Source organism: Agrobacterium sp. 10T429 (assembly GCF_056393925.1).
Genome location: NZ_JBFTGV010000002.1, coordinates 444,938 through 470,772 on the forward strand (window position 1 = coordinate 444,938; position 25,835 = coordinate 470,772).

At 56.4% G+C, this 25,835-nt stretch carries 30 protein-coding genes and 1 pseudogene; 16 read left to right on the plus strand and 15 right to left on the minus strand.

Going from position 1 to position 25,835, the window contains the following annotated elements:
* The first annotated feature begins 5 nt into the window (after positions 1 to 5).
* The 3 genes from AC1DCP_RS07160 (at position 6) to AC1DCP_RS07170 (ending at position 2,715) form a co-directional block, all read left to right on the plus strand.
* The gene (locus tag AC1DCP_RS07160) at positions 6 to 1,691 is read left to right on the plus strand and encodes a GMC oxidoreductase (protein WP_065687376.1); all 1,686 of its coding nucleotides are present in this window, start codon (positions 6 to 8) and stop codon (positions 1,689 to 1,691) included.
* Positions 1,691 to 2,251, plus strand: coding sequence for a gluconate 2-dehydrogenase subunit 3 family protein (locus AC1DCP_RS07165; protein ID WP_065687377.1), 561 nt, complete (start codon positions 1,691 to 1,693; stop codon positions 2,249 to 2,251). The genes AC1DCP_RS07160 and AC1DCP_RS07165 overlap by 1 nt, the downstream gene beginning before the upstream one ends.
* A 68-nt stretch (positions 2,252 to 2,319) precedes the next feature.
* Positions 2,320 to 2,715 (plus strand): c-type cytochrome, encoded by a 396-nt coding sequence (locus AC1DCP_RS07170; protein ID WP_003515228.1) that lies wholly within the window; start codon positions 2,320 to 2,322, stop codon positions 2,713 to 2,715.
* 160 nt (positions 2,716 to 2,875) lie between these two features.
* On the opposite strand, the gene AC1DCP_RS07175 is transcribed toward AC1DCP_RS07170, so the two are convergent.
* The 9 genes from AC1DCP_RS07175 to AC1DCP_RS07215 all read right to left on the minus strand — a co-directional run bounded on the left by AC1DCP_RS07175 (position 2,876) and on the right by AC1DCP_RS07215 (position 12,492).
* Positions 2,876 to 4,036 (minus strand): glucoamylase family protein, encoded by a 1,161-nt coding sequence (locus AC1DCP_RS07175; protein ID WP_065687378.1) that lies wholly within the window; start codon positions 4,034 to 4,036, stop codon positions 2,876 to 2,878.
* Between the two features lie 224 nt (positions 4,037 to 4,260).
* On the minus strand, positions 4,261 to 4,644 hold the full coding sequence (locus AC1DCP_RS07180; protein WP_025593416.1) for a response regulator: 384 nt from the start codon (positions 4,642 to 4,644) through the stop codon (positions 4,261 to 4,263).
* Positions 4,641 to 6,959: a GAF domain-containing protein gene (locus tag AC1DCP_RS07185; protein WP_309582985.1), complete on the minus strand. Its 2,319-nt coding sequence runs from the start codon at positions 6,957 to 6,959 to the stop codon at positions 4,641 to 4,643. Before AC1DCP_RS07185 ends, AC1DCP_RS07180 begins: the two co-directional genes overlap by 4 nt.
* A gap of 27 nt (positions 6,960 to 6,986) precedes the next feature.
* On the minus strand, positions 6,987 to 7,412 hold the full coding sequence (locus tag AC1DCP_RS07190) for a response regulator (protein ID WP_003515224.1): 426 nt from the start codon (positions 7,410 to 7,412) through the stop codon (positions 6,987 to 6,989).
* 11 nt (positions 7,413 to 7,423) lie between these two features.
* Positions 7,424 to 8,533, minus strand: a complete 1,110-nt coding sequence (locus tag AC1DCP_RS07195; RefSeq protein ID WP_065687379.1) for a PAS domain-containing protein — start codon at positions 8,531 to 8,533, stop codon at positions 7,424 to 7,426.
* Positions 8,534 to 8,765: 232 nt separating this feature from the next.
* Positions 8,766 to 9,542 carry an ABC transporter permease gene (locus AC1DCP_RS07200; protein ID WP_003515221.1) on the minus strand — a complete coding sequence of 259 codons (777 nt, stop codon included), beginning with the start codon at positions 9,540 to 9,542 and terminating at the stop codon, positions 8,766 to 8,768.
* A complete protein-coding gene (locus AC1DCP_RS07205; protein WP_065687380.1) occupies positions 9,529 to 10,296 on the minus strand; it encodes an ABC transporter ATP-binding protein in 768 nt (255 codons plus the stop codon). Before AC1DCP_RS07205 ends, AC1DCP_RS07200 begins: the two co-directional genes overlap by 14 nt.
* Before the next feature lie 63 nt (positions 10,297 to 10,359).
* Positions 10,360 to 11,361 (minus strand): ABC transporter substrate-binding protein, encoded by a 1,002-nt coding sequence (locus AC1DCP_RS07210; RefSeq protein WP_065687381.1) that lies wholly within the window; start codon positions 11,359 to 11,361, stop codon positions 10,360 to 10,362.
* 48 nt (positions 11,362 to 11,409) lie between these two features.
* On the minus strand, positions 11,410 to 12,492 hold the full coding sequence (locus AC1DCP_RS07215) for a 4-oxalomesaconate tautomerase (protein WP_065687382.1): 1,083 nt from the start codon (positions 12,490 to 12,492) through the stop codon (positions 11,410 to 11,412).
* A 105-nt stretch (positions 12,493 to 12,597) separates the two neighbouring features.
* On the opposite strand from AC1DCP_RS07215, the gene AC1DCP_RS07220 reads away from it, so the two are divergent.
* The 8 genes and pseudogenes from AC1DCP_RS07220 (at position 12,598) to AC1DCP_RS07255 (ending at position 17,981) form a co-directional block, all read left to right on the plus strand.
* Positions 12,598 to 13,494 carry a LysR family transcriptional regulator gene (locus tag AC1DCP_RS07220; protein WP_065687383.1) on the plus strand — a complete coding sequence of 299 codons (897 nt, stop codon included), beginning with the start codon at positions 12,598 to 12,600 and terminating at the stop codon, positions 13,492 to 13,494.
* 620 nt (positions 13,495 to 14,114) lie between these two features.
* Positions 14,115 to 14,324, plus strand: a pseudogene (locus AC1DCP_RS07225) (helix-turn-helix domain-containing protein); the annotation flags it as partial.
* A 145-nt stretch (positions 14,325 to 14,469) separates the two neighbouring features.
* Positions 14,470 to 14,757, plus strand: coding sequence for a hypothetical protein (locus tag AC1DCP_RS07230; RefSeq protein ID WP_075807477.1), 288 nt, complete (start codon positions 14,470 to 14,472; stop codon positions 14,755 to 14,757).
* 223 nt (positions 14,758 to 14,980) lie between these two features.
* Positions 14,981 to 15,547, plus strand: coding sequence for a YceI family protein (locus AC1DCP_RS07235; protein WP_038490955.1), 567 nt, complete (start codon positions 14,981 to 14,983; stop codon positions 15,545 to 15,547).
* 111 nt (positions 15,548 to 15,658) lie between these two features.
* Positions 15,659 to 16,048 carry a COG4315 family predicted lipoprotein gene (locus AC1DCP_RS07240; protein ID WP_476774202.1) on the plus strand — a complete coding sequence of 130 codons (390 nt, stop codon included), beginning with the start codon at positions 15,659 to 15,661 and terminating at the stop codon, positions 16,046 to 16,048.
* A gap of 5 nt (positions 16,049 to 16,053) precedes the next feature.
* Entirely contained in the window at positions 16,054 to 16,560 is a 507-nt protein-coding gene (locus tag AC1DCP_RS07245) for a sigma-70 family RNA polymerase sigma factor (protein ID WP_065688286.1), read from the plus strand.
* Positions 16,557 to 17,336 carry an anti-sigma factor family protein gene (locus AC1DCP_RS07250; protein ID WP_019567423.1) on the plus strand — a complete coding sequence of 260 codons (780 nt, stop codon included), beginning with the start codon at positions 16,557 to 16,559 and terminating at the stop codon, positions 17,334 to 17,336. The genes AC1DCP_RS07245 and AC1DCP_RS07250 overlap by 4 nt, the downstream gene beginning before the upstream one ends.
* A gap of 3 nt (positions 17,337 to 17,339) precedes the next feature.
* On the plus strand, positions 17,340 to 17,981 hold the full coding sequence (locus tag AC1DCP_RS07255) for a cytochrome b (protein WP_065688285.1): 642 nt from the start codon (positions 17,340 to 17,342) through the stop codon (positions 17,979 to 17,981).
* Here AC1DCP_RS07255 and AC1DCP_RS07260 read toward each other — a convergent pair whose 3' ends face one another.
* Together AC1DCP_RS07260 and AC1DCP_RS07265 are read right to left on the minus strand one after the other, a co-directional pair.
* Complete coding sequence (locus tag AC1DCP_RS07260; RefSeq protein WP_013636066.1) at positions 17,982 to 18,632, minus strand: pyridoxamine 5'-phosphate oxidase family protein; 651 nt, start codon at positions 18,630 to 18,632, stop codon at positions 17,982 to 17,984.
* 298 nt (positions 18,633 to 18,930) lie between these two features.
* Positions 18,931 to 19,581 carry a glutathione S-transferase family protein gene (locus AC1DCP_RS07265; protein ID WP_065688284.1) on the minus strand — a complete coding sequence of 217 codons (651 nt, stop codon included), beginning with the start codon at positions 19,579 to 19,581 and terminating at the stop codon, positions 18,931 to 18,933.
* Between the two features lie 268 nt (positions 19,582 to 19,849).
* Between AC1DCP_RS07265 and AC1DCP_RS07270 the strand changes: the two genes are divergently transcribed.
* On the plus strand, positions 19,850 to 20,506 hold the full coding sequence (locus tag AC1DCP_RS07270) for a peroxiredoxin (RefSeq protein ID WP_003512980.1): 657 nt from the start codon (positions 19,850 to 19,852) through the stop codon (positions 20,504 to 20,506).
* Between the two features lie 64 nt (positions 20,507 to 20,570).
* On the opposite strand, the gene AC1DCP_RS07275 is transcribed toward AC1DCP_RS07270, so the two are convergent.
* Positions 20,571 to 21,023 carry a DUF5680 domain-containing protein gene (locus tag AC1DCP_RS07275; RefSeq protein ID WP_003512978.1) on the minus strand — a complete coding sequence of 151 codons (453 nt, stop codon included), beginning with the start codon at positions 21,021 to 21,023 and terminating at the stop codon, positions 20,571 to 20,573.
* Positions 21,024 to 21,188: 165 nt separating this feature from the next.
* Between AC1DCP_RS07275 and AC1DCP_RS07280 the strand changes: the two genes are divergently transcribed.
* Genes AC1DCP_RS07280 through fghA form a run of 3 tightly spaced genes read left to right on the plus strand, consistent with a single transcriptional unit; the run spans position 21,189 to position 23,196 of the window.
* Positions 21,189 to 21,644, plus strand: a complete 456-nt coding sequence (locus AC1DCP_RS07280) for a YaiI/YqxD family protein (RefSeq protein WP_003512976.1) — start codon at positions 21,189 to 21,191, stop codon at positions 21,642 to 21,644.
* Between the two features lie 25 nt (positions 21,645 to 21,669).
* Positions 21,670 to 22,329 (plus strand): DUF1345 domain-containing protein, encoded by a 660-nt coding sequence (locus AC1DCP_RS07285; RefSeq protein ID WP_003512974.1) that lies wholly within the window; start codon positions 21,670 to 21,672, stop codon positions 22,327 to 22,329.
* A 33-nt stretch (positions 22,330 to 22,362) separates the two neighbouring features.
* A complete protein-coding gene (gene fghA / locus AC1DCP_RS07290; RefSeq protein WP_065688283.1) occupies positions 22,363 to 23,196 on the plus strand; it encodes an S-formylglutathione hydrolase in 834 nt (277 codons plus the stop codon).
* Between the two features lie 108 nt (positions 23,197 to 23,304).
* Here the strand turns inward: fghA and AC1DCP_RS07295 are convergent, their stop codons facing one another.
* On the minus strand, positions 23,305 to 23,703 hold the full coding sequence (locus tag AC1DCP_RS07295) for a RidA family protein (RefSeq protein WP_476774203.1): 399 nt from the start codon (positions 23,701 to 23,703) through the stop codon (positions 23,305 to 23,307).
* A gap of 165 nt (positions 23,704 to 23,868) precedes the next feature.
* Between AC1DCP_RS07295 and AC1DCP_RS07300 the strand changes: the two genes are divergently transcribed.
* Complete coding sequence (locus AC1DCP_RS07300; protein ID WP_476774235.1) at positions 23,869 to 24,462, plus strand: TetR/AcrR family transcriptional regulator; 594 nt, start codon at positions 23,869 to 23,871, stop codon at positions 24,460 to 24,462.
* A 24-nt stretch (positions 24,463 to 24,486) separates the two neighbouring features.
* Here the strand turns inward: AC1DCP_RS07300 and AC1DCP_RS07305 are convergent, their stop codons facing one another.
* Together AC1DCP_RS07305 and AC1DCP_RS07310 are read right to left on the minus strand one after the other, a co-directional pair.
* Positions 24,487 to 24,975: a hypothetical protein gene (locus tag AC1DCP_RS07305; RefSeq protein WP_013636057.1), complete on the minus strand. Its 489-nt coding sequence runs from the start codon at positions 24,973 to 24,975 to the stop codon at positions 24,487 to 24,489.
* Between the two features lie 60 nt (positions 24,976 to 25,035).
* Positions 25,036 to 25,830: an ATP12 family chaperone protein gene (locus tag AC1DCP_RS07310; RefSeq protein WP_003512964.1), complete on the minus strand. Its 795-nt coding sequence runs from the start codon at positions 25,828 to 25,830 to the stop codon at positions 25,036 to 25,038.
* Between the last annotated feature and the right edge of the window lie 5 nt (positions 25,831 to 25,835).

Genomic DNA, 25,835 nt, shown 5'->3' on the forward strand with positions numbered 1-25,835 from the left:
TTATCATGGCGGACAATCATTATGATGCGATTGTTGTCGGTTCAGGCATAAGTGGAGGCTGGGCTGCAAAGGAACTCACGGAAAAAGGCCTGAAGGTTCTGCTGCTGGAGCGCGGCAGAAACATCGAGCACATTACCGACTATCAGAATGCCGACAAGGAAGCCTGGGACTATCCCCATCGCAACCGCGCCACGCAGGAGATGAAGGCGAAGTATCCGGTGCTCAGCCGCGACTATCTGCTGGAAGAGGCCACGCTCGGCATGTGGGCCGACGAGCAGGAAACGCCCTATGTCGAAGAAAAGCGTTTCGACTGGTTCCGTGGTTATCACGTCGGCGGCCGTTCGCTGCTGTGGGGACGCCAGACCTACCGCTGGTCGCAGACCGATTTCGAGGCCAATGCCAAAGAAGGGATCGCCGTTGACTGGCCGATCCGCTATCAGGACATTGCTCCCTGGTATGATTATGTTGAGCGTTTCGCCGGCATTTCCGGCAGCCGCGAGGGGCTGGACATTCTTCCTGATGGTGAATTCCTGCCGCCTATTCCGCTGAATTGCGTTGAAGAGGATGTGGCACGCCGGTTGAAAACCGCCTTTAAAGGCACACGCCACCTCATCAATTCGCGCTGCGCCAACATCACCCAGGAACTTCCCGATCAGGAGCGCACGCGCTGCCAGTTCCGCAACAAGTGCCGGTTGGGCTGTCCTTTCGGCGGCTATTTCAGCACGCAGTCATCGACCCTGCCGGCGGCACTCGCTACTGGAAATCTTACGCTCCGGCCTTTCTCCATCGTCAAGGAAATCCTCTACGACAAGGACAAGAAGAAGGCTCGCGGTGTCGAGATCATCGATGCCGAAACGAACCTGACCTATGAATACACCGCCGATGTGATCTTCCTCAACGCTTCGACGCTCAACTCGACCTGGGTTCTGATGAACTCGGCCACCGACGTGTGGGAGGGAGGGCTCGGCAGCAGCTCGGGCGAACTCGGCCACAATGTGATGGATCACCATTTCCGCATGGGCGCCACCGGCGAGGTGGACGGTTTCGAAGAGTTTTATTTCAAGGGCCGCCGCCCGGCGGGATTCTATATTCCCCGTTTCCGCAACACCGGCGACGACAAGCGGAACTATCTGCGCGGTTTCGGTTATCAGGGATCCGCCAGCCGTTCGCGCTGGGAACGGGAAATCGCCGAACTCAACATCGGAGCCGACTACAAGGAAGCGCTGACCCAGCCGGGCGCCTGGACTATCGGCATGACTGCCTTCGGTGAAATGCTGCCTTATCACGAGAACCGCGTGAAGCTGGACCACGACAAGAAGGACAAATGGGGCCTGCCGGTCCTGTCGATGAATGTCGAGATGAAGCAGAACGAACTCGATATGCGCGAAGACATGGTCAATGACGCAGTCGAGATGTTCGAAGCGGTCGGCATCAAGAACGTTAAACCGTCGAGGGGCAGCTATGCGCCGGGCATGGGCATCCATGAAATGGGTACGGCCCGCATGGGACGCGACCCCAAAACTTCCGTGCTTAATGGCAACAACCAGGTCTGGGATGCGCCGAACGTCTTTGTTACTGACGGTGCCTGCATGACTTCGGCCTCCTGCGTCAACCCGTCGCTCACCTACATGGCGCTGACGGCGCGTGCCGCGGAATTTGCCGTTTCCGAACGCAAGAAGGGGAATCTGTGATGAACAGACGTGAACTGCTGAAACTGATAGCCATTGCCTCCGGTCTTCCGCTGATCGGCGCTGACGTGGTCACTGCGGCGGAAAACGCCGCCAAGCCTGCCGGCGACGTCCACGTCTTCAGCCCGGAGGAAATCCGGCTTCTGGACGAGGTGGCTGAAACGATCATCCCTCGCACATCCACCCCGGGTGCGAAGGACGCCGCCGTTGGCGCATTCATGGCAGTCTATGCGGCCGATTGCTACACGGGCGAACAGCGGAAACTCTTCGTCTCCGCTATGGCTGACATCGAAAACCGCAGCCGGACGGAATACAAGAAGGCGTTTCTGGAGCTGACGTCGCAGGAGCGGCAGACGCTGATTTCTGCGCTGGACAAACAGGCACGGGCGGAACAGACACCGACCGCACCGCATCCCTTCACACTCGTCAAGCAGCTGACGCTGCTCGGTTTCTTCACCTCGAAGATCGGCGCCACCGAGGTTCTCGTTTACGACGAAATCCCCAGCGGCTTTGAGACCTGCGTTCCCTACAAGAAGGGTACGCCCGCCTGGGGCACGACCTGAATTGAGAACAAGCCGCCCGCCTGCATTCGCAGGCGGGCGCGTTCATACGGCAGAACAAGGATGACACGATGCGCAAGAGAATGATCATCACGGCGGCGATGCTGGCAGCAAGCGCCATTCCCGCTTTTTCAGAGGGCGATGTTGCCAAGGGGGAGGCGGCCTTCAAGCGCTGTTCCGCCTGTCACGCCATCGGCGAGGGCGCGAAAAACAAGGTCGGCCCGCAGCTTAACGGGATCATCGGCCGCACTGCGGGCGGCGATCCGGACTATAATTACTCGAATGCTATGAAAAAAGCAGGCGGGGAAGGGCTGGTGTGGACACCGGAGGAACTCCGAGACTTTCTCAGCGCTCCCAAGAAGAAAATCCCCGGAAACAAGATGGCCTTGGCGGGCATCAGCAAACCGGAAGAACTGGATAATCTTATCGCCTATATCGAAAGCGCGTCTTCGAAACCAGCCGAATGACAGCACGCCGTTTATCGAACATCAAAACTCCCGCAGTTTTGAGACGATGACCACGACTTTACCCCAGCATATCCTGCGCGCCGAAGGCCTTGCCAAGGAATTGCCAAGGCCTTCCGGCGTTGTCTTCAAGGATGCATTTGCGGTACTCAAACACCGGTTCTCAGGGGTCGGTCCGTCCTTCCTGCAGGCTCGACTTTTCGAAAGACCTGTCCTGATGGAAGCCCAGTTTGGCCAAGCCGTTTTTCACCTCCGGCGCGTTCATGAATAAATCCCAGATCAGGCCGCTGCGATAGTTTTCCATCATCGCAACAACAGGCCCTTGATTGATCGCAAGATGCGTTCCGGACACCCAGCCGGTTGAGGGCTGGAATGAATCCATGAGGCCAAAGCGGCCGATGAGTGCACCATTGTTCCATTGCAGAAAACGCAACGCCGCCTCGCGTGAGCGATGAGAAAAGAAGGGCATACTCGAGAGGGCTGCCGTTGTCGCAATGATGCCGTCATCGTCGGTCGGAGAGTTTACGACATAGCCCTTTGGCCCATCACACGCAGACAGACCCCACCCGGCCTCACTTGGGTAGCGCGTGCGGCAGTAGCGGTAATTGATCATGCAATGCGCGTGAACCTGCTCGAGATAGTCATGACAATAAACATCGCCGAGACCGCGCGGATCGAGTGTGCAGAAGGAATAGTGCGACAGGAAAAGCGGTCCTCCATACGGCTGGCCAAGCGGCAGCCGAACACCGAGATACATCGATCCGTTCCGGATTTCGCCATCGCTTGCCCATCCGGAATGATAAGAATCGGCGCTGATTGCATGCGTCGTTGAACCCGCCGCGAGCACATAACAGACGAGGGCCTCGTTCCAGCCCACAATCGGCAAGTTTTTCGCCCATGCATACCGACGGCTCCAATGCCAGAACAGCGGCCCGGGCTTTCCCCTGGTAAACCAGCCCCACTCCACCGTCTCGACGATTTCATTTATGGACCGGCGTAAATCGATTTCGGAGGATGTCTGCGCGCCAAAAAACTGTCTGACGCAGATCAGCGCCTGAACCAGAAGAGCGGTTTCAACGAGATCTCCGCCGTCGTCGAATTTCGCGAAGGGTATCGTTCTTCCGCTGGACGCATCGATGAAGTGAGGGAAGGCGCCATGAAAACGCTTCACACTTGCCAGCGATCTCAACATCCGGCTCGCCCGGGCGATGGCTTCCTGTTCGGTTATCCAAGAACGGCGGACACCAACGATGAGCGAAAGAAAACCAAACCCGATACCGGAGACCGACGCGATTTCATGGATCGAAAGACCATCGGATCGCATACGATCCCGCGGTAGGCCACTCTCCGGGTGGCTCCCGGACCAGAAATATTCAAAGGTATTGCGATGCAAACCATCAAGTTCAGCAGGTAATTTGTCCGTCAATTCCAACCTCAGCGACCAGCGGCAATCAGTCGGCAGATCGACTGCCAAGCCTTATCCGACTCTGTCACCATCTCCAAATTTCAAGCGGAGCGGTGAATGCCGGTAGCCGCAAAAATCCTCGGCTACCGCAGCATCTGCCTTATCGTCTCCACGATCTGCTCTTCGCAGTAGGGTTTCGTAAAGAAAGCGGTATCTGCCGCGATCATATGACCGGGATCTTCGAGATGGCCGGAAACCAGTATAACTTTGATTGGGGGCCACCTGTCACGAACAATGGCTGCCAGTTGCAGGCCGTCGACGCCGCGTGGCATATCGATATCAGTGAAGACGATCCGAATGTCTGCGCGTGCCTCAAGGATATTGACCGCCTCCGTAGCATCTGCCGCAGCAAGCGCTGTGTATCCTGCGGTTTCAACCAGATCCACGGCGGCAAGGCGTAGCAGCGGCTCATCCTCAACGACGAGTATGGTTGCCACATCGGCAGCATTCGAGGTCACGGTCATCATGACTGTCTCAAATGGGAAACCAGTCCCTGCATCGTTACCCGCAGGCCGTCAGGATCAAAATTTACCTCGACACCGCCTGTACCCATCAGACCAAGCTGGATGAGCTTCGATCCGAAACCTTTACCCGATGGAGCGGTCACCGGCGGGCCGTCCTGCTCCTTCCATTCCAGAACAAGCGCGTTCTCGCCGCCTGCATCTTCTATCGTCCATGAAATAACGACGGTTCCGGCATCAGAAGACCAGGCTCCATATTTCAAGGCGTTTGTGCCAAGCTCGTGCATCAGGAGAGCCAGCGACAGCGCAGTCCTAGGCCCGATTTCCATGTCGGTGCCCGATATGCGGTATCGCTCGGGAAGAGAAAGTTGGCGAAGCACGGAATCGATCACTGCCACCATGCGCGCCGACGACCAGTCCTGGTTCAGGAGAACCTCATGCGCATTGGAAAGCGCGCGCAATCTGCTCGTGAAGGCTTCGACAGGGGCTCTGTCGGTAACAGGGCGAAGCGTCTGTGTCGCAATCGCCTGAACCATGGCCATCGTGTTTTTGAGCCGGTGGCTGATCTCGTGATTGAGAACCTGCTGTTCCTGCTCAGCCCGAATCCTGGAGATCGCCTCACGCGTGCGGTCCGCTATCGCACGCACAAAATCACGCTCCTCGGACGAGAATTCATGCGGCTTGTCATAGTGTACGAACATGACCCCCGCGAATGCACCTCTTTCGATGATTGGCACATTCACGAGGACGGAGATGCCTAATGAGTGTAGAAGCCCGGCTGAAGCGGAGGTTCTCGGATCTGTCGCCACATCGGGTATGATGACCGTCTCACCCCGCTTCAAATCCTGGATGTAGGATCCGTAATTCCTGAAATGATGGAGCCCCGCGACGGTGAACATTCCCTCCGCACACCAGTCGGGAAGCATTTGCACCGTCTCGGCGATAGGGTCAACGATGCCGTAGCCCGCCCGCGTCGCGCCTCTCAGACTCCGTGCCAAAATCTCGGCGGCGGCAAATGCCACTTCCGCAACAGTATCCAGCTCGCGGATCTTTTCGCCGAGTTCCAGGAATGCAAGCTGCCTGTCCTCCGACAGTTTTTGAGCGGTGGCGTTGCGTGCGACCTTGATATATCCCGGGACCTTGGGCGACGAATGGTTGGACATCGGCCGGATCGTGCCGTCCAGAAAGATGCTGGAGCCATCGGCAGCGAGGTGCCATCGGCGGTCGGGTGCAACCCCTTCGGACGTGGCTCTGCTCACTTCAGCCGCAGGAACGCCGGCTGCCCGGTCCTCCTCAGTAAAAATCGACTCAAACGGCCGTCCGAGCATCTCGGCTTCCGACCAGCCAAATGTCTCCTGCGCTCCACCAAACCAGCTTGTAATGCGCTGGTCTTCATCGATCGTCATGATAATATAGTCTTTGGCGCCTTCGACGATCAGGCGAAGCTTCGTTTCGCTGTCGCGTAAAGCCTCCTGGGCTTGCATACGATCAGTAACTTCAACGAACATGATGACGAACGTATCTTCACCAGTGGCTTGAACATAGCCGTCAAACCACCGGTCCATCGATCCGATCTTGCGGGTGAAACGCTTGCTTTGTTGCGTCTCGACGGCCTCCACCACATCGGAAACCCACTCATTCTCGAATTCTGGAAAGAGTTCGCGCATGGTTCGACCAGGCACATTATCGCCTGGCAATCCAAGAAGAGTGCTCCATGCGGGATTGACCGTCTCGTACCGCCAATCGACAATCGTTCCGTCGACGTCACGGATCACCGATCCTACGACGATGCCTTCCTCCAATTGCTGGAAAAGCGCACCCCAGCGCCGCTCGGAAAGGAAGGTCGCAATCTGGTTCGAGGCGACCCTTCCGATCTGGTTCAGTAACTGCAGCTCGCTTTCCGTCCATGTGCGTGGTTCTCCATCGATTGCTGCGAGCGCGCCGATCACCATGCCATCAGGGAGGGTTACAGGCACTCCCATGTAGGAGATCACGCCCAGATCGGTTATGGCCAGATTATTTCTGACGAGATCATGAACCGTCGCATCCCCGATGATCAAAGGCTGTCTGTCGCGAACCACATGCTGACAGAATGAATGCGTGAGTGGCGTTTCCGCTGCTTCAGCCCATTTGGGTGGTAACCCGACATGAGCGATGAAAACCTGCCGGTGCTCGTCCAGAATGGAGATCAAAGCCACTGGGCATTTCAGGCCGGTTTTGACGACCTCGATAATATCCTGGAATTCGGGTGGGCTCTGGACATCAAGCAGCCCAGAGTTTCGAACTGCGTCAATGCGTTCCGACGGTGAATTCAAGGTCAATCCTTATCCGCACAGGGGCGGCGTTGGTCAAGCCGACAAGGCGGCAAGCAGTTTGGGCGAAACAACAAGGCTGGGAGGAGGGGTAGCGGAGCGCTCTGCGCCAATAACGATGCCTTCAATGAACTGCAAGGCATTTTGCAAACCGTTCATAGTGTAGGGTTTCTCGATCGCTCCAAGTGCGCCCGCAAAGTCCTCAGGTATTCTCTTCAGGTTACCCGAAACAAAAACATAGGGGATGGAGCTCGAGGAAAGATATCGGCCGACTTCTATGCCCGTTGGACCATCCAGCAATTGAATGTCTACAAATGCGAATTGCGGCAGTGCCTTATTGGCAAGCTCGATAGCTTCCTTGCTGTCGGCAGCGATCCCCACAATCTCGTGTCCGGCATCCTCCACTTCGCTTTCAAGTTCCATTGCCAGCAGAGCTTCGTCCTCTACGATCAAGATTTTCACAGGAGATCCTTTCAGTCTTTTACAGAAAGCGTGACACGAACATCCGAGAGGCTACCTTCAACCGTCCGAACTATCGTAGCACGCAATTGTTTTACGCATGCTTCCAGCATCTTTTTGCTAAAGGCTGCTTCTTCCTTGTCCACTTCGCCCGGCGTGACGGTATCGGCAACCCTGACAAGGAAGTGGCCGTTGAGGCGCTTGACCTCCAGGTGCAATTGCCCGCCACGATCCTTCAATCCTCTGCGAATGGCGTCGCCGATGAGTTCGTTGATGATCAAGGCAAGGGGGGACGCCTTGGTCGCCGGAACCACAACCTCGTGAAGATCGGTGGTGAGGATGATGTCGGTTCGCTTTAAGGCGCCGATCTTGTCGAGCATCAATGTATTGGCAAAATCCGCGACATCGAAATGCCCTACATCTTCATCGTTCAGAAGCTTGCGCTGAACGGTGCTGAGTGCTTCGACCCTGTTCAGCACAGACATCAATGTCCGCTCCACAACATCGTTATCAGTCATCCGCGCCTGAAGCTTCACGATTGAGGCGATTGTCAGGAGGTTGTTTTTTACGCGATGATCAACTTCGTGGACGAGGGTTGTTTTTGCCCGCAATGCCTCAGTCAAATCCGCCGTTCGCAGCGCCACCTCTCCCTCCGCGATGTGGCGGGCGCGAGCGAGTTCGGCTTCCTTGCTCTTGATATCGGTGAAGTCGAGTTGCGAGGCGAAAAAATAGATGACGGTTCCGGAAGCATCGCGAACAGGACTTACGAAGAGAGCATTCCAAAACTCTGATCCGTCCTTGCGATAATTAAGGATGTCGATCGCCAAATCCTGCTCGGCTGCGATTGCCTCACGCAGCTTCGTAACTGAGCCAGGATCCGTGTCTGGACCTTGGAGCAGACGACAATTTTGACCAACCAGCTCTTCGGCGGAATAGCCCGTCAATCTGCTGAAAGCAGCATTGCAGAAGATGATTGGATTGTCGTTGAGGAGTGGATTTGTGATGATCATGGGCATGCGGGTGGCCTTGAAGGCTGCCGCAAACGGATCTTCAGAAGCGTGGCCAGATACTAGACGCTCTCCAGCGTCTTGAGCATCCTGCCGGAGGAGATCATTATCTTTCATGCAGGGTCCTGAAGGTAACGGTTCCCTAAAATGTTTGAATGGGAATTTGGTTCCTACGACAAAGTGAATTATTCCTGTTTTACAGGGTAGGGGATCCACGATCTTTTTGCATATTGTCCGTGAGCAGGTCTGCCGGCGTCCGATAGCCGAGAAATCGGCGTGATGACGTCAGTAGAACAAAAACGGGGCGACCAACTGGCCGCCCCGCTTGATATGAGACTGGGTCGAAACCTCAAGCAGGCCGTTCTTCGCCCGCGTTCGGCCTCCAGGTGATCAGCTTTCTTTCGGCGACATCGAGAATAAGATCGATGACGAGAACAAAAATGGCGAGAATGATGATACCGGCGAAAACGCCGACCGCGTCGAAGTTACCTTCCGAACGGGCGATCAGGTAACCGAGGCCTGCGGAAGACCCGAGATATTCGCCGATGATCGCGCCAACCACCGCAAATCCGACGGATGTGCGCAGCGACGACAGAATCCAGCTGGCTGCCGCCGGAAAATAAACATGACGCAAGAGATCAGAGCGCTTTGCACCGAGAATGCGCGTGTTGGAAAGCACGACGGGGTTTACTTCGCGAACACCTTGCATAGCGTTGAAGAACGTCACGAAGAAGACGAGGGTGACCGCAAGAGCGACCTTTGACCAGAGGCCAAGCCCCAGCCAAAGGACGAAAATTGGCGCGAGGACCACACGCGGGATGGCATTCACGGCCTTGATGAACGGGTCCAACACACGGGCCACAAAGGGACTGAGTCCCAGCCAGACACCGGCGCCGACGCCGAGACCTGTACCGATGAGGTAACCGAGAACCGTTTCACTCAAGGTGATACCGACATGTTTGTAAAAGCCGGCATCGGCAACCCATGTGATGACCTGCTTGACGATGTCGATGGGTGCCGGGAAGAAGAAGCGGTCGATCGCCCCGGAGCTTACCCCGAGTTGCCACCCACCCAGGAGCACGACCAGAAGCACGATCTGGATGATGCGAACATTAACGGCTTGCATAGCTTTTCTCCACTTCGCCGCGCAAAGACGCCCATATATCGCGATATAGGGTCATGAATTTCGGATCGAGCTTGATTTCGGCCACGTTGCGGGGCCGTTCCAGATCAACCGGGAAGCTCTCGATAGCCCGGCTCTTGGGGCCGGCAGCAAGGACGACAACCCGGTCCCCGAGTGCAATCGCCTCTTCGAGATCGTGCGTGATCATGACCACTGCACGGCGATCCTCTTGCCACAATCTCAGGAGTTCATTCTGCATGAGGTGGCGCGTGTGAATGTCGAGTGCGGAAAAGGGCTCGTCCATCAGGATGACCTTCGGCTCGGTGATAAGTGCCTGCGCCATCTGGACACGTTTGCGCTGTCCGCCTGAAAGTTGATGCGGAAAGCGCTCTTCAAACCCCTTCAGGCCAACTTTTTCCAGCCAGGCCAGAACTTTGGTACGGCGCTCATGTTCGGACACGCCGCGGAACAGCAGGCCAAGCTCGACATTCTGATAGGCCGTTTTCCAGGGAAGCAGCGCATCCTGCTGGAAGAGATATCCGATGTTGTTCTGCACGCCCTGCACGGCCGAGCCATCGATGGAGACCTTTCCATGCGCCGGTTTCAGCAAACCCGCGATGGCATTGAGAATGGTGGACTTGCCGCATCCGGTTGGGCCGACAATCGAGAGAAACTCACCATCTCCAACTTTCAGGTTCACATCCTGGACCGCAACGAACGCGCCAAAGGCCATTGTTACGTTCTCGATTGCCACCATTGGCTGAAGATTGAGTTCCGCCACGGGTTCTAACTTTCTAATTGGCAAAGACATTGAAGACCCTCAGTTTACGCCCTTCGAAGCCGCAGCCTCGACGAACTTGTTGGTGTAGGTCGTGTTGAGATCGATCGCGGCCTTCGCGACTGCGTCGTTGAAGCTTTTCAAAACCGCCAACGGGGTTTCCAGATCGGCCTGGTTGAAGGTTCCATCTTCGGAGAAGATCGCCTTGGCGGCTTCGACGGCCTTGATGTAGGTCTGCTTGTCGCCGGACACGAAATCATCGGGAAGCTTTGCAACGATTTCCTCGGCCGAATGCTCCTTCATCCAATGCAGCGCCTTTACCGTGGCATTGGTAACCTTCTGGATCACCTCGGGATGTGCATCGATGTATTCCTGCGTCGCATACAAGACGGAGGTGGGGTATATCCCGCCATAGACATCCTTGGCGCCCTGATCGCTGCGGGCATCGATCAAGATCTTGCCAAGACCACGCTCAACCACGATCGTCGCAGCCGGATCGTAATTGACCAACAGGTCAATCTTGCCCTGCTGCAGAGCGGCAACAGCAGCAGCGCCGGAGCCAACGCCGATGATGGCGATGTCGTTGTCGCTCAGATTGTGCTGCTTCATGTAATAACGAATGAAGAAATCGGACGAAGACCCGGGCGAGGTGATCCCGACCTTTTTGCCCTTGATGGTTTCAGGTTTTGCCGGATCGAAGTCTGTATCGTTCTTTCCTGCGAGAACCAGCCCGGAATTGCGGGCAAGCTGAACGAAGCCAACCACGTGCTTGTTCTGGGACTGCATCTGGATCGTGTGATCGTAGAAACCGACGGCTACATCCGTGGACCCTGCGACGAGCGCCTGCAGGACTTTCGAACCGCCTTGGGCAAAGTTCTCGGTCGTCACCTCAAGGCCCTCGTCCTTGTAGAAGCCGAGGCTGGCCGCCACCGGAAAAGGCAGGTTGTTGAGGTTGTACGAACCAACACTCATTCTGACGGATTCTGCATTTGCCGACGCTGCCAGCGCACAGAGCGCCGCTGTTGCAAGCAAGTATTTACGCATGAGGGTCTCCTCCCAGTTTTGCTATGTTTTGAGCCAGTATGGCTTTGTCTAGGCTGCGTCTTCAATCGCAGCGTTTGGCTTGGCGAAGGCAAAGCCTTCGAAAAGTCTGCGGGCCGTTCTCACAAGCCCGGCTGTTATTGCTCCATTCCGCATCTCAAGTTGCACGTCCAGCCGACCGGCGGGATGCTCGATGCAGATCTGGGTCGGAACAGATCGATTTCCCGCTTGTTCAAATGCCACGGAGCCTTCCGTGATCGCTGCGGTTGCTATGCCAACGGCGCCGGTCGTTGCCAGGGCAGGGTGGCACTCATTGGGCATGAAGTACCGGACAGACAGAGTGCCTCCCTTGCGGGCCGGCGCTACGATCACGGGTTTTGGTATGACCATATCCGTTACATCCCCCATCCCCATCAATTTGCCTGCCTGAATGCGAATGCGGGTCAATCGTTCGATGAGATCGCTATCGGAAGTCAGGGTCTGCGGATCTTCATATCCCGTGACGCCGAGGTCTCCCGCACGCATGAGGACCATCGGAATTGCGCAGTCTATCGCCGTCACATCTATTCCCTCAACCGTGTCGACAGGGTTTCCGGTCGGCAACAGTTTTCCGGTTTTCGCACCCGCCGCATCCACGAAAGTCAGGGCGATCGGTGCAGCCAGACCCGGAACGCCGTCGATGGATGCGTCTCCGAGATAAATTACTTCGCGACCACGCGTCGGCACCTTTGCCTCGATCAATTTTCCGGTGTTCACGTTGTGGATGCGAACCACGGTATCGCTTCCCCGAGCCTCGACAAGTCCAGCTTCGATCGCAAAGGGACCAACAGCGGCCAGCATATTTCCGCAATTGGGCGAATAGTCGACATACTGCCTGTCGGTACGAACCTGGGCGAAGAGATAGTCGATGTCTGCGCCTTCGACGGTGGAAGGACCTATGATCGCCACTTTCGAGGTGACCGGATTGCCACCTCCTATCCCGTCGATCTGCAGCGGATGACCGGAACCCATGATGGACAAAAGTGCCGCATCCCGTTCCGCTCGATTACGCGGAAGGTCAGACGCCAGGAAGAACGGTCCACGAGATGTTCCGCCGCGCATCAGCACACAGGGTATCTTAAGCAGGTCGTTCATTTATCGCCTCAATCTTGCATTTGGTGGATCAATCCGCCTTGTTGTTGCAATATGAGCAAAAGAATCTAATCTGTTAAATGCAATGTTCGGAGGTATTATTGCGATATGAGCATCAATTGCGAAATTCTGGATCTAAGAGCATTTCAAGCAGTAGTTGAGCTTGAAAGTTTTCATAGGGCTGCCGACGCGTTGCATATTTCGCAACCGGCGCTTACCCGGCGCATCCAGAAACTGGAACAGGCCATTGGCGCGCCACTCCTGGAAAGGACCACACGCCACGTTGCCCCGACAGCGATGGGTCAGGAGGTAATGCCGCTTGTCCGGCGCATGCTGGAAGAGTTCGACGGATCGCTTTTTGCGATGAAAGATGGTGCACATCGGCGCGGCCTCATCACGATGGCCTGCGTTCCAACCGCAGCGTTTTATTTTCTACCCACCGTGATCAGAACATTTAGCAAGCAATATCCGCATATTAGGCTGCGTATCAGAGACCTTACGGCAAACGAGGGGCTGCAGGCGGTTGCGCGGGGCGAGGTGGAGTTCGGGATAAACCTCATGGGTAATTCTGATCCAGACCTGGCATTCGAACCTCTCATCGATGACCCATTTGTGCTGGCGATGCGGAAAGACCATCCTCTGGCGGCTTTCGAAACGATCCAATGGAATCAACTGGAGCCTTACCCGCTGGTTGTCGTCGATCGCTCCAGCGGCAATAGAACGCTTCTGGATGGCGCACTCGCGCGGCACAATCTAAAGCTGAACTGGTTCTACGAGGTGACCCATCTCAATACGTCGCTTGGCCTGGTGGAGGCTGGGTTGGGGATTTCCGTGTTGCCGCGACTGGCTACCCCACAGGATGACCATCCTTTCCTAGTTACGCGGCCGATCGTTAATCCCGTGGTCTCCCGAACCATCGGTATCGTGCAAAGAAGAAGCAGCGCCTTATCTCCCGCCGCGGAGAAATTCGTGGAAATGCTGTTGAAGACCTGGAAAACGCCTTAGGGTTCACAATCGTGTATCTCGCCGCGAAGGGCCCGGGTCTGACGTCACTTGGTGGAAGGTCGAGAAACGGGCGAGGGTGACGCCGTCTTCTCAGAGATGGTTGCGTCGTCACGCCGCCTTACCGGCTCTTCTAATAGCGGACCGCCTTGGCGTTCTGGGTCATAGATATGGGTTTTGCTGTTGCCATTTTGGCTGTTGAAGTAAACGGCGACCTGCACCGCGCCGATTGACGTCAGCAAGCTCAATACTGATCAACCGTACAATGTAGATGTGGTTGAAGATCATAGCCTGCTTATCGACTGACAAGGCATACTCGCAGCAAGAGCGACCTCCATCAGTATCGCTTGAGGCAATAATGTGAGGCGGAATTGAGTGGTGTTTTGTCTAGAGCGAAAGGATTCGTTACGCTTCGACTCAGTGCGATAACGCGACAACCAGATAAGGTTCAAAACGAGTTCTGAAGGTTGCCTAAAGGGTCATTTGGACTGAAAACACAAGACATTTAAACCAGAAAAAGTTCCATAATCTATCTTATGCGATTATCGTATGTGGCGAGGTACATTCTATTTTCAAGTGCGACATGCCAATGATTTCAATGGCTTCACTTTGGAGATTTTGGCATGTCCCGATGCTATACGCAGATCACCCTTGCCGATCGCCGCCGTCTTCATCATCTGGTGGCGGCAAAGGTTCCCGTCAACGAGATGGCGCGTCAGCTTGGCCGTCATCGCTCGACCATTTACCGTGAGATCAAGCGCAACACGTTTCATGACCGTGAACTGCCAGATTATGACGGCTACTACAGCACGGAAGCGCGGCCGCAAGCCCGGCCGGCGGACGGACTTCATGAACGACCAGGAGGTGATTGCCAAAAGGCAGAAGGCGCTGGCGCGGATGGAAGCGGCGGAATGAACTGGCGACGTTGAATGCCAGCGGTCTATTGCAGACGTCAGCGGCGCATGCGAGTTTCACGTTATGAAAGACGAACAACAAACTTCTTCCGATCATACACAAATCCACCTTGCTCCAGACGAAGCTCTGGTTCTTTTTGAGCTTCTTTCTCGTTGGTGCAAAGAGAGCAGCGCTCCCACGCCAAGCGCGTCCTGTTTCGAGAGCCCTGCCGAATGCGCTGTGCTGCACGGACTGCTTGCCGGTCTCGAAAAGCAGCTGGTTGCACCCTTCAGGGCAGACTACCTTGACCTTGTAAAAGAGGCCCGTCGCCGTTTGCAGTCATCGTGGGATTATCCTGCACTTAGGGTTTGATCTCATACCCGGAATGCCTGTTGATTGCCAAGGCAGATTATGCACCCTGCTGAGGAAACTAAAGCCGAATAGGCATTCCCTCACCCGCCCCCCGCTGACGAAATGCCCATGCTTTGGCTGATGCGGCAAAGATTTTGATGATCTGTCGGAACTGATGGGGATTAAATAGTGGCCAGCGGTGTTCTCACGGGTACGATCACGTACTCATGAAGGAGCCTGCGCCGTGAAGCACCTCTACTCCATCACACTCGTTATTGCCACATTGGCCTGCACGCCTGTATCTGCAAGCCCGTTTTCGTCCGCCGCCGGACGTTACCGTATCGATCCCGCCTCGCACATTGGGTTTTCGATTGCGCAGGTTGCCGGTCCGGGCATCAACGGCACTATTCCCGATATATCCGGCCGCTTCGATATCGATCCGGACCAACCGTCCAAGTCCTATGTAGAAATCAGTTTGAACCCTTCCAGCGTGAAGACAGGCCAGGAACGGGTGGAAAATTTCCTGCGGTCCAGCGCAGTTTTCAACATCGCCGCCTATCCGCAGATCGTGTTTCGCTCCAACCGCGTTACGCAGGACGGGCCGCGCAGCGCGGTCGTTGAAGGCGTGCTCACGGCCCGAGGCGTCTCCAGAGCCGAGACGTTTCACGCAACATTCGTTGAGCAGCAAAAGGGTTCTGTCACCTTCCATGTCACCGGAAATATCCCTCGCCTTCCCTATGGCATGGGTGTTGGCGTGCCGCTCTATTCGAACACGGTTGCCTTCGACATAGATTTGAAGGGCGTCAGATAAAAACGACGGAACGTCAAAAAAATCGGCGGGACGGGATTAATGGACGCTGGCCGGTGTTCTGTCTTGTATCGGACATGGTGTCCGCACCGTTACCTCTCAAAGGACGATCTCATGCGTGAACATCATTTCATTCTGGCAGGCGCTCTCGCGCTCGCCTCCACTGCCGCGCTTGCCGAACCATATGCCGGTGGCGCGGTGGTTGAAACGGCGACGGCAAAGGGCACGATCCTGACTGACGCCAAGGGCATGACCCTTTATACATTCGACAATGATGGCAATGGCTCGTCAGCCTGCTATGACGGCTGCGCGAAGAAATGGCCGCCGCTTGCGGCTGCCAAAACCGAMCAGGCGGATGGCGACTACAGACCACTCGCCCGCAGGGATGGCACGATGCAGTGGTCGCATGATGGAAAGCCGCTGTATCATTGGCAGATGGACAAGAAGCCCGGCGATGTCACAGGTGATGGTGTTGGTGGCGTCTGGCACGTTGCCAAGGAATAGCACCGATGCCTGATTTTCTTGACGAGATCACAAGTTGCATACCGGCGCTTCGACGTTACGCGAATGCGCTCACGCACGACCGTGACACGGCTGACGATCTCGTTCAGGACTGCCTGGAAAGAGCCATCCGCAAAAAGGCGCTGTGGCGGCCGCAGGGGCCGTTACGTCCATGGTTGTACCGGGTGCTGGTCAACGTTTACCGCAACAATCTGCGCGGCAGAAACCGCCGGCCCTCGCAAATCCCGATTGATGATGTTGCCGAACACATGTTTGTGCCGGCGCCGCAGACGGGCCGGATCGCGCTTGCCGAAATGGCCCGTGCCATCGAAAAACTGTCAGGCGAGCACCGTGAGGCCCTCCTCCTCGTCGTCGTCGAAGGCCTGAGCTATGCGGAAGCGGCAAAGGTTCTGGAAATTCCGTTGGGCACTTTGATGTCCCGTCTGGGGCGCGCCCGAACAGCCTTGGCCCGCATGACCCAGGAAGACCAGCCAAATCTCAAGGTGATAAAATGACTGGCAACGAGCCGCAGATAACCGAAGCCGATCTGATATCCTATGTCGACGGGCAGCTCGAAGACCAGCGACGTGATGCCGTTCGCTCACACCTCGCCTCCAATCCGGCCGATGCGCGCAAGGTCGAGATATGGCAGCGGCAGAATGCGACACTTACGGCTCTCTATCGCCCTGCTGATGTCGATGTTTTACCCGAGCGCCTCGATGTTTATCGGATGGAGCGGCGCTTGCGATCGGAGCGTGCAAATTGGCGCAATCTGGCAGCGGCATCCGTTCTCGTTCTGGCAGTTGGACTGACAGGTGGCTGGTTCGGGCGCGGACTTGTGTCGGAGGTCGAGGCACCTGCCCATTCCATCGTGGCGGATGCGACACAGGCGCATAAGTTGTTTGCAAGCGAGGTTCTGCACCCTGTCGAAGTTCGGGCTGATGCCGAGAACGGTTCCAGCCTGCCGAAATGGCTGTCAAAACGGCTCGACCGTAAACTGAACGTGCCGGACCTCACCCACCATGGCTTGTCCCTTGTCGGCGGCCGGGTGCTGCCCAGTTCCGAAGGCGCCGCAGCTCAACTGATGTATGAAGACAAAAGTGGGCAGCGTGTCACTCTTTACATCGTGGCTGCGGCTGAAACGAGCGATACCGCCATGCGGCGCTCCAATGTCGACGCGCTGGAAACAGTGTCCTGGGATGACGAAACAATCCGCTGCGCTCTGGTCGGCAGCCTGCCGTCTGACCGCATGGATGCTATTGCCAAAGACACCTATCAACAGCTGAGTTAGCCGATGCAATATCTCAAGGGTCATTCCGATAGAGCGACGAGCGGCGTAAGGAGATGGCGAAACACGCCCGCCTCCTTTGGTTTGGTGGCGATCGTTTTCCATTGGACGATCGCGCTCCTATTCCTCGCGCAGCTTGCGCTGGGATATTTTATGAGCCGCGACATCGATCCGGTGCTTCAGTTCAATCTTTTTCAGTATCACAAGTCGATTGGGTTTCTGGTTCTGGCCCTTGCCGCCCCCCGCTTCATCTGGTCGGTTTTCAGCAGGAAACCGCGGGCTCTGGATGGTGAAGGGATGGCTTCGAGGTTAGCCGCACGGTCGGCTCACGCCGCGCTGCTGTTCCTTACTCTTGCCGTTCCCCTTGCCGGTTGGGCCGTCGCGTCGACGTCTCCTCTGCAGATCCCCAGTTATGTCTTCGATCTTGTCGTCGTGCCGGGACTACCCATGGCGATCTCCGACCAAGCCGAGGCCTTCTGGACTGAGGTTCACGCCACTCTGGCCTATCTTGCCGCAGTTATCGTCGTTCTTCATGTGGCAGCAGCGCTGTGGCACCATTTCGTCCGCAAAGATCCAACGCTTCGGCGCATGATCCCTTTCAGGGCTGCTGCAGACAACAGGAGCCGCACCGCTTCCCCTCGAAAATAGCTAATAAAGTGTTCTCTGGTAGTCCTTTTCCAGATCGTCATCCAATTTCCGCATCTCATCCTTGTTGCTGGGCGCCCCCGTCGTTTCGTCAAGGATGATTTTGATGAGCGACGGCATCTCGGAGCGATCCTGAAAATGATCCGGGCTCCACAAATGAGACCGCCGAAACGCCTTGGCGCAATGCATGAAAACCTCACTCACCCTGACGACAATCGCGAGTTTGGGCGCACGATCATTGATGCTCATGCTTCTCAGAAGTTCCGGGTCGGTTGCGAGCTTTGCCTGCCCGTTCACACGCAACGTGTCGTCAAATCCCGGTATGACAAACAACAGCCCGACGCTTGGATTGGCAATGATATTTGTCAACGTATCCAGACGATTGTTACCCGGCCGATCCGGTATCGCGAGTGTGCGTTCATCAAGAATCTTGACGAACCCCGCAGGGTCGCCACGAGGGCTTACGTCAGCACTTCCCGCCAGATTCTGCGTTCCTATGCACAGGAACGGAGAGCGTCTGATAAATTCCCGCGCATGCTCGCCAATGGTGTCCTGACACTTCAATATCGCCAGCGCGTGGGTGGCCTCGAACAATCCTCGAAGCGATGGCTCATCTGTTATTGCAAATTCCGGATCAAGTTCAAACGCCGTCATCATACCTCACCCTTGTGACGTTGCCCCGTTGTTCCCATCAGCTTCACCAGACGAAAACGCCTAGATATTGCTGACATATCGATTGTTCTTCTCTGTCCGCATTTGAGCTGCTTCTAAGTTTGAGGTACGTACCTCAATATTAGCACTATCGCAGATTTCAATTTCAATCAAGAAGTAGAACCGGCTGCGATAGAGGCACAACAATCACCGAAGCGGCTGCGGGAGCCTTTGAGGGCGGGCGATCCTGTACAGACAGTGTAGTGGGTTCTTACCTAAGGCCCTCGCTATTCACCGACGTTCAAGCGCTCGAGGCGGCCTTGAAGACGGCAAGCTGGTCGGCAAAGGCGCGTTGATAGGCCGGACGCGCCTCACCGCGAGCCACATAGGCTGAAAGGTTTGGATATTCGTCGAGGATGCCTGAGCTTTTTATCCTTTGCAGCACCGATATCATCAACAGATCTCCAGCGCTGAACGCACCGTCGAGCCAGTCGTCGTCACCGAGGCAGCGGGAGAGTTCGCCGAGCCGTTTGCGGATATTTTTATCGATCATCGCTAAGCGCTCTTCGTACCAGCTCTTGTCGCCCTCCAGAAATCGGGCAATCGAGCGGTCAACGATTGGCGGCTCCACTGTGTTGAGCGCGGCGAACATCCAGGTTATCGCCCGTGCCCGCGCATTCACATCCCGCGGCAACAGGCCGGCATTGCGCTCCGCGATGTGGAAAATGATCGCGCCGGATTCGAACAGTACGAGGTCGCCCTCCTCATAGGTCGGGATCTGTCCGAACGGCTGAAGTGCCAGATGCGCAGGTTCCCGCATCGCCTTGAAGGAGAGAAGGCGAACATCGTAGGACAGTCCCGCTTCCTCCAGCGCCCAGCGGACGCGCATGTCGCGGGCCAGACCCTTGCCGCCATCGGGCGAGCGTTCAAAAGCGGTAATCGTGATCGTCATTGCTGTTCCCCATCGCGTCTGTTTGGAGACTATTGGCTCATTGTGGTCGAGCATCAGCTTTTTGCGCCGGCCGGAAAAGGCAGCGCGTCAGAATAGGCGTTTGCCAGAACGAAAACAATCCTTGTACGTTTCCATGACAGGTCATTAGCGTGCCGTTTGCCGTGGAAAGGGCTGGCCATTTCACGCAAAAACTCTAAGCTCCTGCGCCGGACGCGGATTGCCAAAACCTTCAGGATTTCAATTTAAATCATTAGGGAGAAACCATCAGATGAGCCTGCGTATAAACGACATCGCACCCGATTTCACCGCCGAGACCACACACGGTCCGGTGAGCTTTCACGAATGGATCGGCGACGGCTGGGCGGTCCTGTTTTCACATCCGAAGAATTTCACGCCGGTCTGCACCACGGAACTCGGCGCGATGGGCGGCCTGCAGCCGGAATTCGAAAAGCGCGGCGTCAAGATCATCGGCATTTCGGTCGATCCGGTCGAAAGCCATGAGAAATGGAAAAACGACATCCGCACCGCGACCGGCTTTAATGTCGATTATCCGCTGATCGGCGACAAGGACCTGAAAGTCGCGAAGCTCTATGACATGCTGCCGGCGGGCGCTGGTGACAGTTCCGAAGGCCGCACGCCGGCTGACAACGCCACCGTGCGCTCCGTCTTCGTTGTCGGTCCCGACAAGAAGATCAAGCTGGTCCTCACCTACCCGATGACCACCGGGCGCAACTTCGACGAAATTCTTCGCGCGATCGATTCCATCCAGCTGACTTCTAAACATCAGGTGGCGACACCGGCAAACTGGAAACAGGGCGAAGACGTCATTATCACCGCCGCCGTCTCCAACGAGGATGCGATTGCCCGTTTCGGCTCCTATGACACTGTTCTTCCATACCTACGCAAGACGAAGCAGCCCGGCTGATTTGAAATCGATAAAGGGGGCGATGGATCTCCATCGTCCCTCTTTAATCTTACTCGCGGCGCAGCTACGGCTTTATCACGCCGCCGTGGTAGTCGAGCCGGTACACCTCAACGCTGTCCCGATATATGCGCTCCACGCCGGTAAAAGTCCGGAATTCGCCCTCATTGGTATCGACATAGATCATGTCTTCGACCTCGTGGGTGAAGCCGCCGAGGAAGCGCCCTTCCCTGTATAGCGTGGAAAGCGATCGCTGGATCACCCTGCCCGCCACCGTGCCGTCGATTAGCTCAGGGCGGATGATGCGGCCGTAATAATTCATGGCCCAAAGTGGAATTCCCTGATGCCAGACGACCTCCTGACCGATGAAGTCGGTTCCGCCGAAATAGCTATCGATATAGTTCCAGTCGCCGCTTTGAAAACCTAGGTCGTGTGAGCCGATGCGGGTGGGCGTCGAGGATTTGTTGCCGCCGCCCACATAAGTGGCGGACTTGGCCTGCACGATGAATTCTTCCAGCATCGGGAATACCTCACATCAGGAACATAAAGTGAACATACTGGACTTGTGTGAAGGTCGCAAGCGTATTCCTTACCCTGCCTGTCGCCATATTTTCACAGATGGCGGCTTGGTAATCGCAGCGTTTGCCCTTAAAAGCGATGCATAAATGATCCTCGAAGAGTGCCCATGTCGCAGACCCCGCAAATCTATGTCGATGCCGACGCCTGCCCCGTGAAACCCGAGATTCTCAAGGTGGCGGAACGGCATGGGCTGGAGGTGACATTCGTTGCCAATTCCGGTTTGCGCCCGTCGCGCGATCCGATGGTGAAAAACGTGATCGTATCGGCCGGTTTCGATGCGGCGGATGACTGGATTGCGGAGCGTGCGGGCGAAAACGATATCGTCATTACCGCCGATGTGCCGCTCGCCGGGCGTTGCGTTGCCAGGGGCGCGCTGGTGACAGGACCGACCGGCCGCGTTTTCGACCAAACCAACATCGGCATGGCAACTGCGATGCGCGACCTTGGCGCACACCTGCGCGAAACCGGTGAGAGCAAGGGATATAACGCGGCTTTTTCGCCGCGCGACCGGTCTGCTTTTCTGGAGACGCTTGACCGTTTCTGCCGCCGTGTCAAAAAATGACCGCGTAAACAGGAAGGCGCAGCCCATGACCCCGGCCAATCCGCATAGCAACACCTACAGCCGCCATAAGCCTTTCTTCGTCGCTCTTTTTGTTGGCGCCTTCGGCCTTGGCTTGGCGCTGGCATTCGCACGGCCGCTCGCCATCGAAATTGCAGCCATTCTGTTTTTCCTGACCTATCTCGGGCTGGTGGCCTTTCGGCTTCCGAAATTAACGGCCCAGCACCTGAAAGCGCATGCCGATAGTGATGACCTGCCGGCAATGGCCATCATCGCCATTACGCTGATCGCTGCCACCGTCGCCGTCGTTTCACTTTTCCAGGCACTCAACCATTCCGGCGAAACCGTCTGGACGCTGCTGCTCGCCTTCGGCTCCGTGATTTTCGGGTGGCTGACAATCCACACCATGACCGCCTTGCACTACGCCCATCTTTACTGGCGTCCGGAAACCGTTGATGGCAAGCGCAAGCATCGCGGCGGCATGGATTTCCCGGCAACGAAGGAACCCTGCGGTTACGACTTCCTCTATTTCGCTGTTGTCATCGGCATGACGGCTCAGACCTCGGATGTTGCTGTAACCACGACACCGATGCGCAAGGTCACGCTGTTGCACTCCATCGTCTCCTTCTTCTTCAACACGGTTCTGGTAGCAGCGGCGGTCAATGCTGCGGTCGCGCTTGCGGGCTGAACCGGAAAAAACTCTTCATAAAGGAATCGCTTCATGAATATCATCTCGCAAAATACGGCCTTTGGCGGCATGCAGGGCGTATTTTCGCACCCATCCGAAACCCTGAAATGCGAGATGACATTTGCAGTCTATGTGCCGCCGAAGGCGATCAGCGAGCCGTGCCCGGTTCTGTGGTATCTTTCCGGCCTCACTTGCACCCACGCCAATGTCATGGAAAAAGGCGAATATCGCCGCATGGCGTCCGAACTCGGGCTAATCATCGTTTGCCCGGATACCAGCCCGCGTGGCAACGATGTGCCTGATGAAGTGACCAACTGGCAGATGGGCAAGGGCGCGGGCTTTTATCTCGACGCCACGCAGGAGCCTTGGTCGGAGCACTACCATATGTACAGCTACGTGACGGAAGAGCTGCCAGCCTTCATTGGCCAGCATTTCCGCGCGGATTTGAGCCGTCAGGGCATTTTCGGCCATTCGATGGGCGGCCATGGCGCCATGACGATTGCGCTTAAGAACCCAGACCGCTTCAAGAGCTGCTCCGCCTTCGCCCCAATCGTCGCCCCCTCCTCTGCCGACTGGTCCGAACCGGCGCTGGAAAAATATCTCGGAACGGATCGTGCCGCATGGCGGCAATACGACGCCTGCTCGCTGGTCGAAGACGGCGCCCGTTTTCCGGAATTCCTGATCGACCAGGGCAAGGCCGACAGTTTCCTCGATAAAGGCCTGCGTCCCTGGCTGTTCGAAGAGGCGATCAAAGGAACCGATATCGGCCTGACGCTGCGCATGCACGAGCGTTACGACCACTCCTATTATTTCATCTCCAGCTTCATGGATGACCATCTGAAATGGCATGCCGAGCGACTTGGCTAAGGCTGCGAAAGGGGAAGCTTAACCTGCGCGGTTTGGATTCGTCCGACATCTTGAACAGCGACGTGACGGCGTTTTCAGTACGCCGTCTTCGCCATGGCTTTCGGAGATTTATGCATCCAAAGGAATGCGGGCGATGACCTTGATCTCGAAATCGAAGCCCGCGAGCCAGTTCACGCCTATTGCAGTCCAGTTCGGGTAAGGCTTCGTGCTGAAAATCTGCTCCTTGACGGCCATGATGGTTCCGAACTGTTTTTCGGGGTCCGTATGGAATGTCGTCACGTCGACAATATCATCAAATGTACAACCCGCTGCATGCAGCATGGCTTTGAGATTTTCGAAAGCCAATTGTACCTGACGTTCAAAATCGGGTTCTGGCGTTCCATCGGAACGGCTGCCCACCTGCCCGGAAACGAACAAAAGGTCCCCGGATCGGATAGCCGCCGAATAGCCGTGCTCCTCGTAAAGAGCATGTCTGTTTGCGGGAAAGATTGCTTCGCGCTTCGCCATTTTTAAATCTCTCTTCTTTGTAATCAAGTGCACTCTCTGGGCGGAACGTTACGCTTCGAGCGCTTCACATAACGCCTTATTTGATATACGGTGCGTATTTGAATTTGGTGGCATACGTTCCGTATGTCAACCCGTATACGTCACGTATGTAAAATTGAGGAGAGTATGGCGAAACGACGCGCGGAAACGATGGAGGAAAATCGCGTAAAACTGATCGCGGCTGCACGAAAGATTTTCGCCGAAAAGGGATACTCTTCCGCATCAATGGACGAGTTGACTGCTCAGGTTGGTCTGACGCGTGGGGCGCTTTATCACAATTTCGGAGATAAGCGTGGGCTGCTGGCGGCGGTGGTCGATCAGATCGATTCTGAAATGGCGTCTCGCGCTCAAGAGATCGGGGCACTGGCCGAGGACGATTGGCAAGGTTTGCTCGCCGAGGGCGCCGCCTATATCGAAATGGCGCTTGATCCGGAAGTACAACGTATCGTTCTGCTCGACGGGCCTGCGGTGTTGGGTGATCCGTCGCAGTGGCCTAGCCAKAGCAGTTGTCTGCAGGCGACCAAGCAAACGGTTCAGAGCCTCATCGAACAGGGGGTCATCAAGTCAGTCGATGCGGAAGCTGCTGCCCGGCTTCTAAGCGGCGCTGCACTTAATGCTGCGCTATGGATCGCCGCCAGTGACGATCCCGTGAAGGTGCTGCCGAAGGCTGTCGAGGCTTTCCAGTCCATGGCCACCGGCCTTCTTGTGAAACCAGTTTAAACTCTATCTGGAAACCATACTTGTTCACGGAAACAACGCCGTCGCGAGCGTTGTCGGTCCGGGTCGGCTCAGCCGGAACTCGCGGATCACGCGCTCCGCGACGCCGTAAGCGAGATCCTGCTCGATCGACTGATTGTCGAAGCTGACGACGGTGGCGGTGAATTTGGCCTCGGCGATCACCTCGCCCGTCGCCACGGCGGCCGCACGAACGATGACACGGGCCGATGCCCGTTCTCCAAACAGGAAGGGGCCGCGGGTGACGGATGCGAGGCGAATGGTCAGCACAACGCGCGGTCTGATTTCGCCGCGTGCCGTCGTTTTGATGGCATTCTGTAGTTGCGCATGAATGGATTGCATCAATGCCGGCGCTACATCCGGCCGTGCCGCTACAAAGGCGCCGCGCACATCATAAAGCAGCCGGTCGGCATTGGTCGCCTCCGGTTCCAGCCTGAAAGACATGAGCGTGAAACACGCCAGCACAACAATGCCAAGGCGTTTCAATCGAGTGTTCATGATCTGCGGCTCCCCTAACGTGAGGTAACCGCATATTCGGTCATCAGGGTTAGAAAAGCGTTAAGGCGCGCTCTTCAACGCCTCCAGAACGTTGAGTGCTGCACGCATGTCGATGAGCCTGGTGGCGCGGCGCTCCAGCGCCTCCTCGTCCTCGCCCCAATGTTCGGCGGTCCAGTCCTCGTCAAGATGGGCCAGCGCCCAGGTTTCCTCCAGCGTCAGCTGCCCTTCCGCCAGTGCCAGCGCCAGAATGGCGGAGCCGGTCAGCGACGTCATGGTGTGCAGGGCGGCAAGCGCGATCGGCGTATCGTATTTTTTGAGCGTCACGGCAAAGGCTGCAACGGCTTCCCGAGGCTGATCGCGATGCATGACGCCTTCGACGAGAATGAAGCGTGCGCCGAGAACATTGGCCGCCCAGTCGATGACCGGATCCCAATGGTCCGCCTGCCGCGCCACAAGCGCTTCCGGTTGACCTGCGCGGTAGCACAGGAGATCGGAAGAGGAAAAGCGCAGTATGTCCTCGAAAACCGCCTGGGTGTCGCTGGCGATACCGTCGATGGCGGTGTTCACATGTCGCGAGACCGGCATGACGACCGGGTTCACCACTTCTTTCTGCGCATCCCATTCATCGCGAAGCAGATCCGCAAGCGCCTTCGATGGCAAGACAAGCGGCTTCTTGGCGGGCGTGCGCAAAGGTTTGCCATCGAGATGGATGGTGAAGCCGCCGTCTTCCACGTCAGCAACGGTAACGTCCTTATAGAAACGTTTCGGCAGGGGCCGCTGCATCTGGATTTGGGCGCGAAGGATCGGATCGGGGTGGCTGAGGCCTTCCGAAAGGTCGTTCAGGAGATCACGCATGGCAC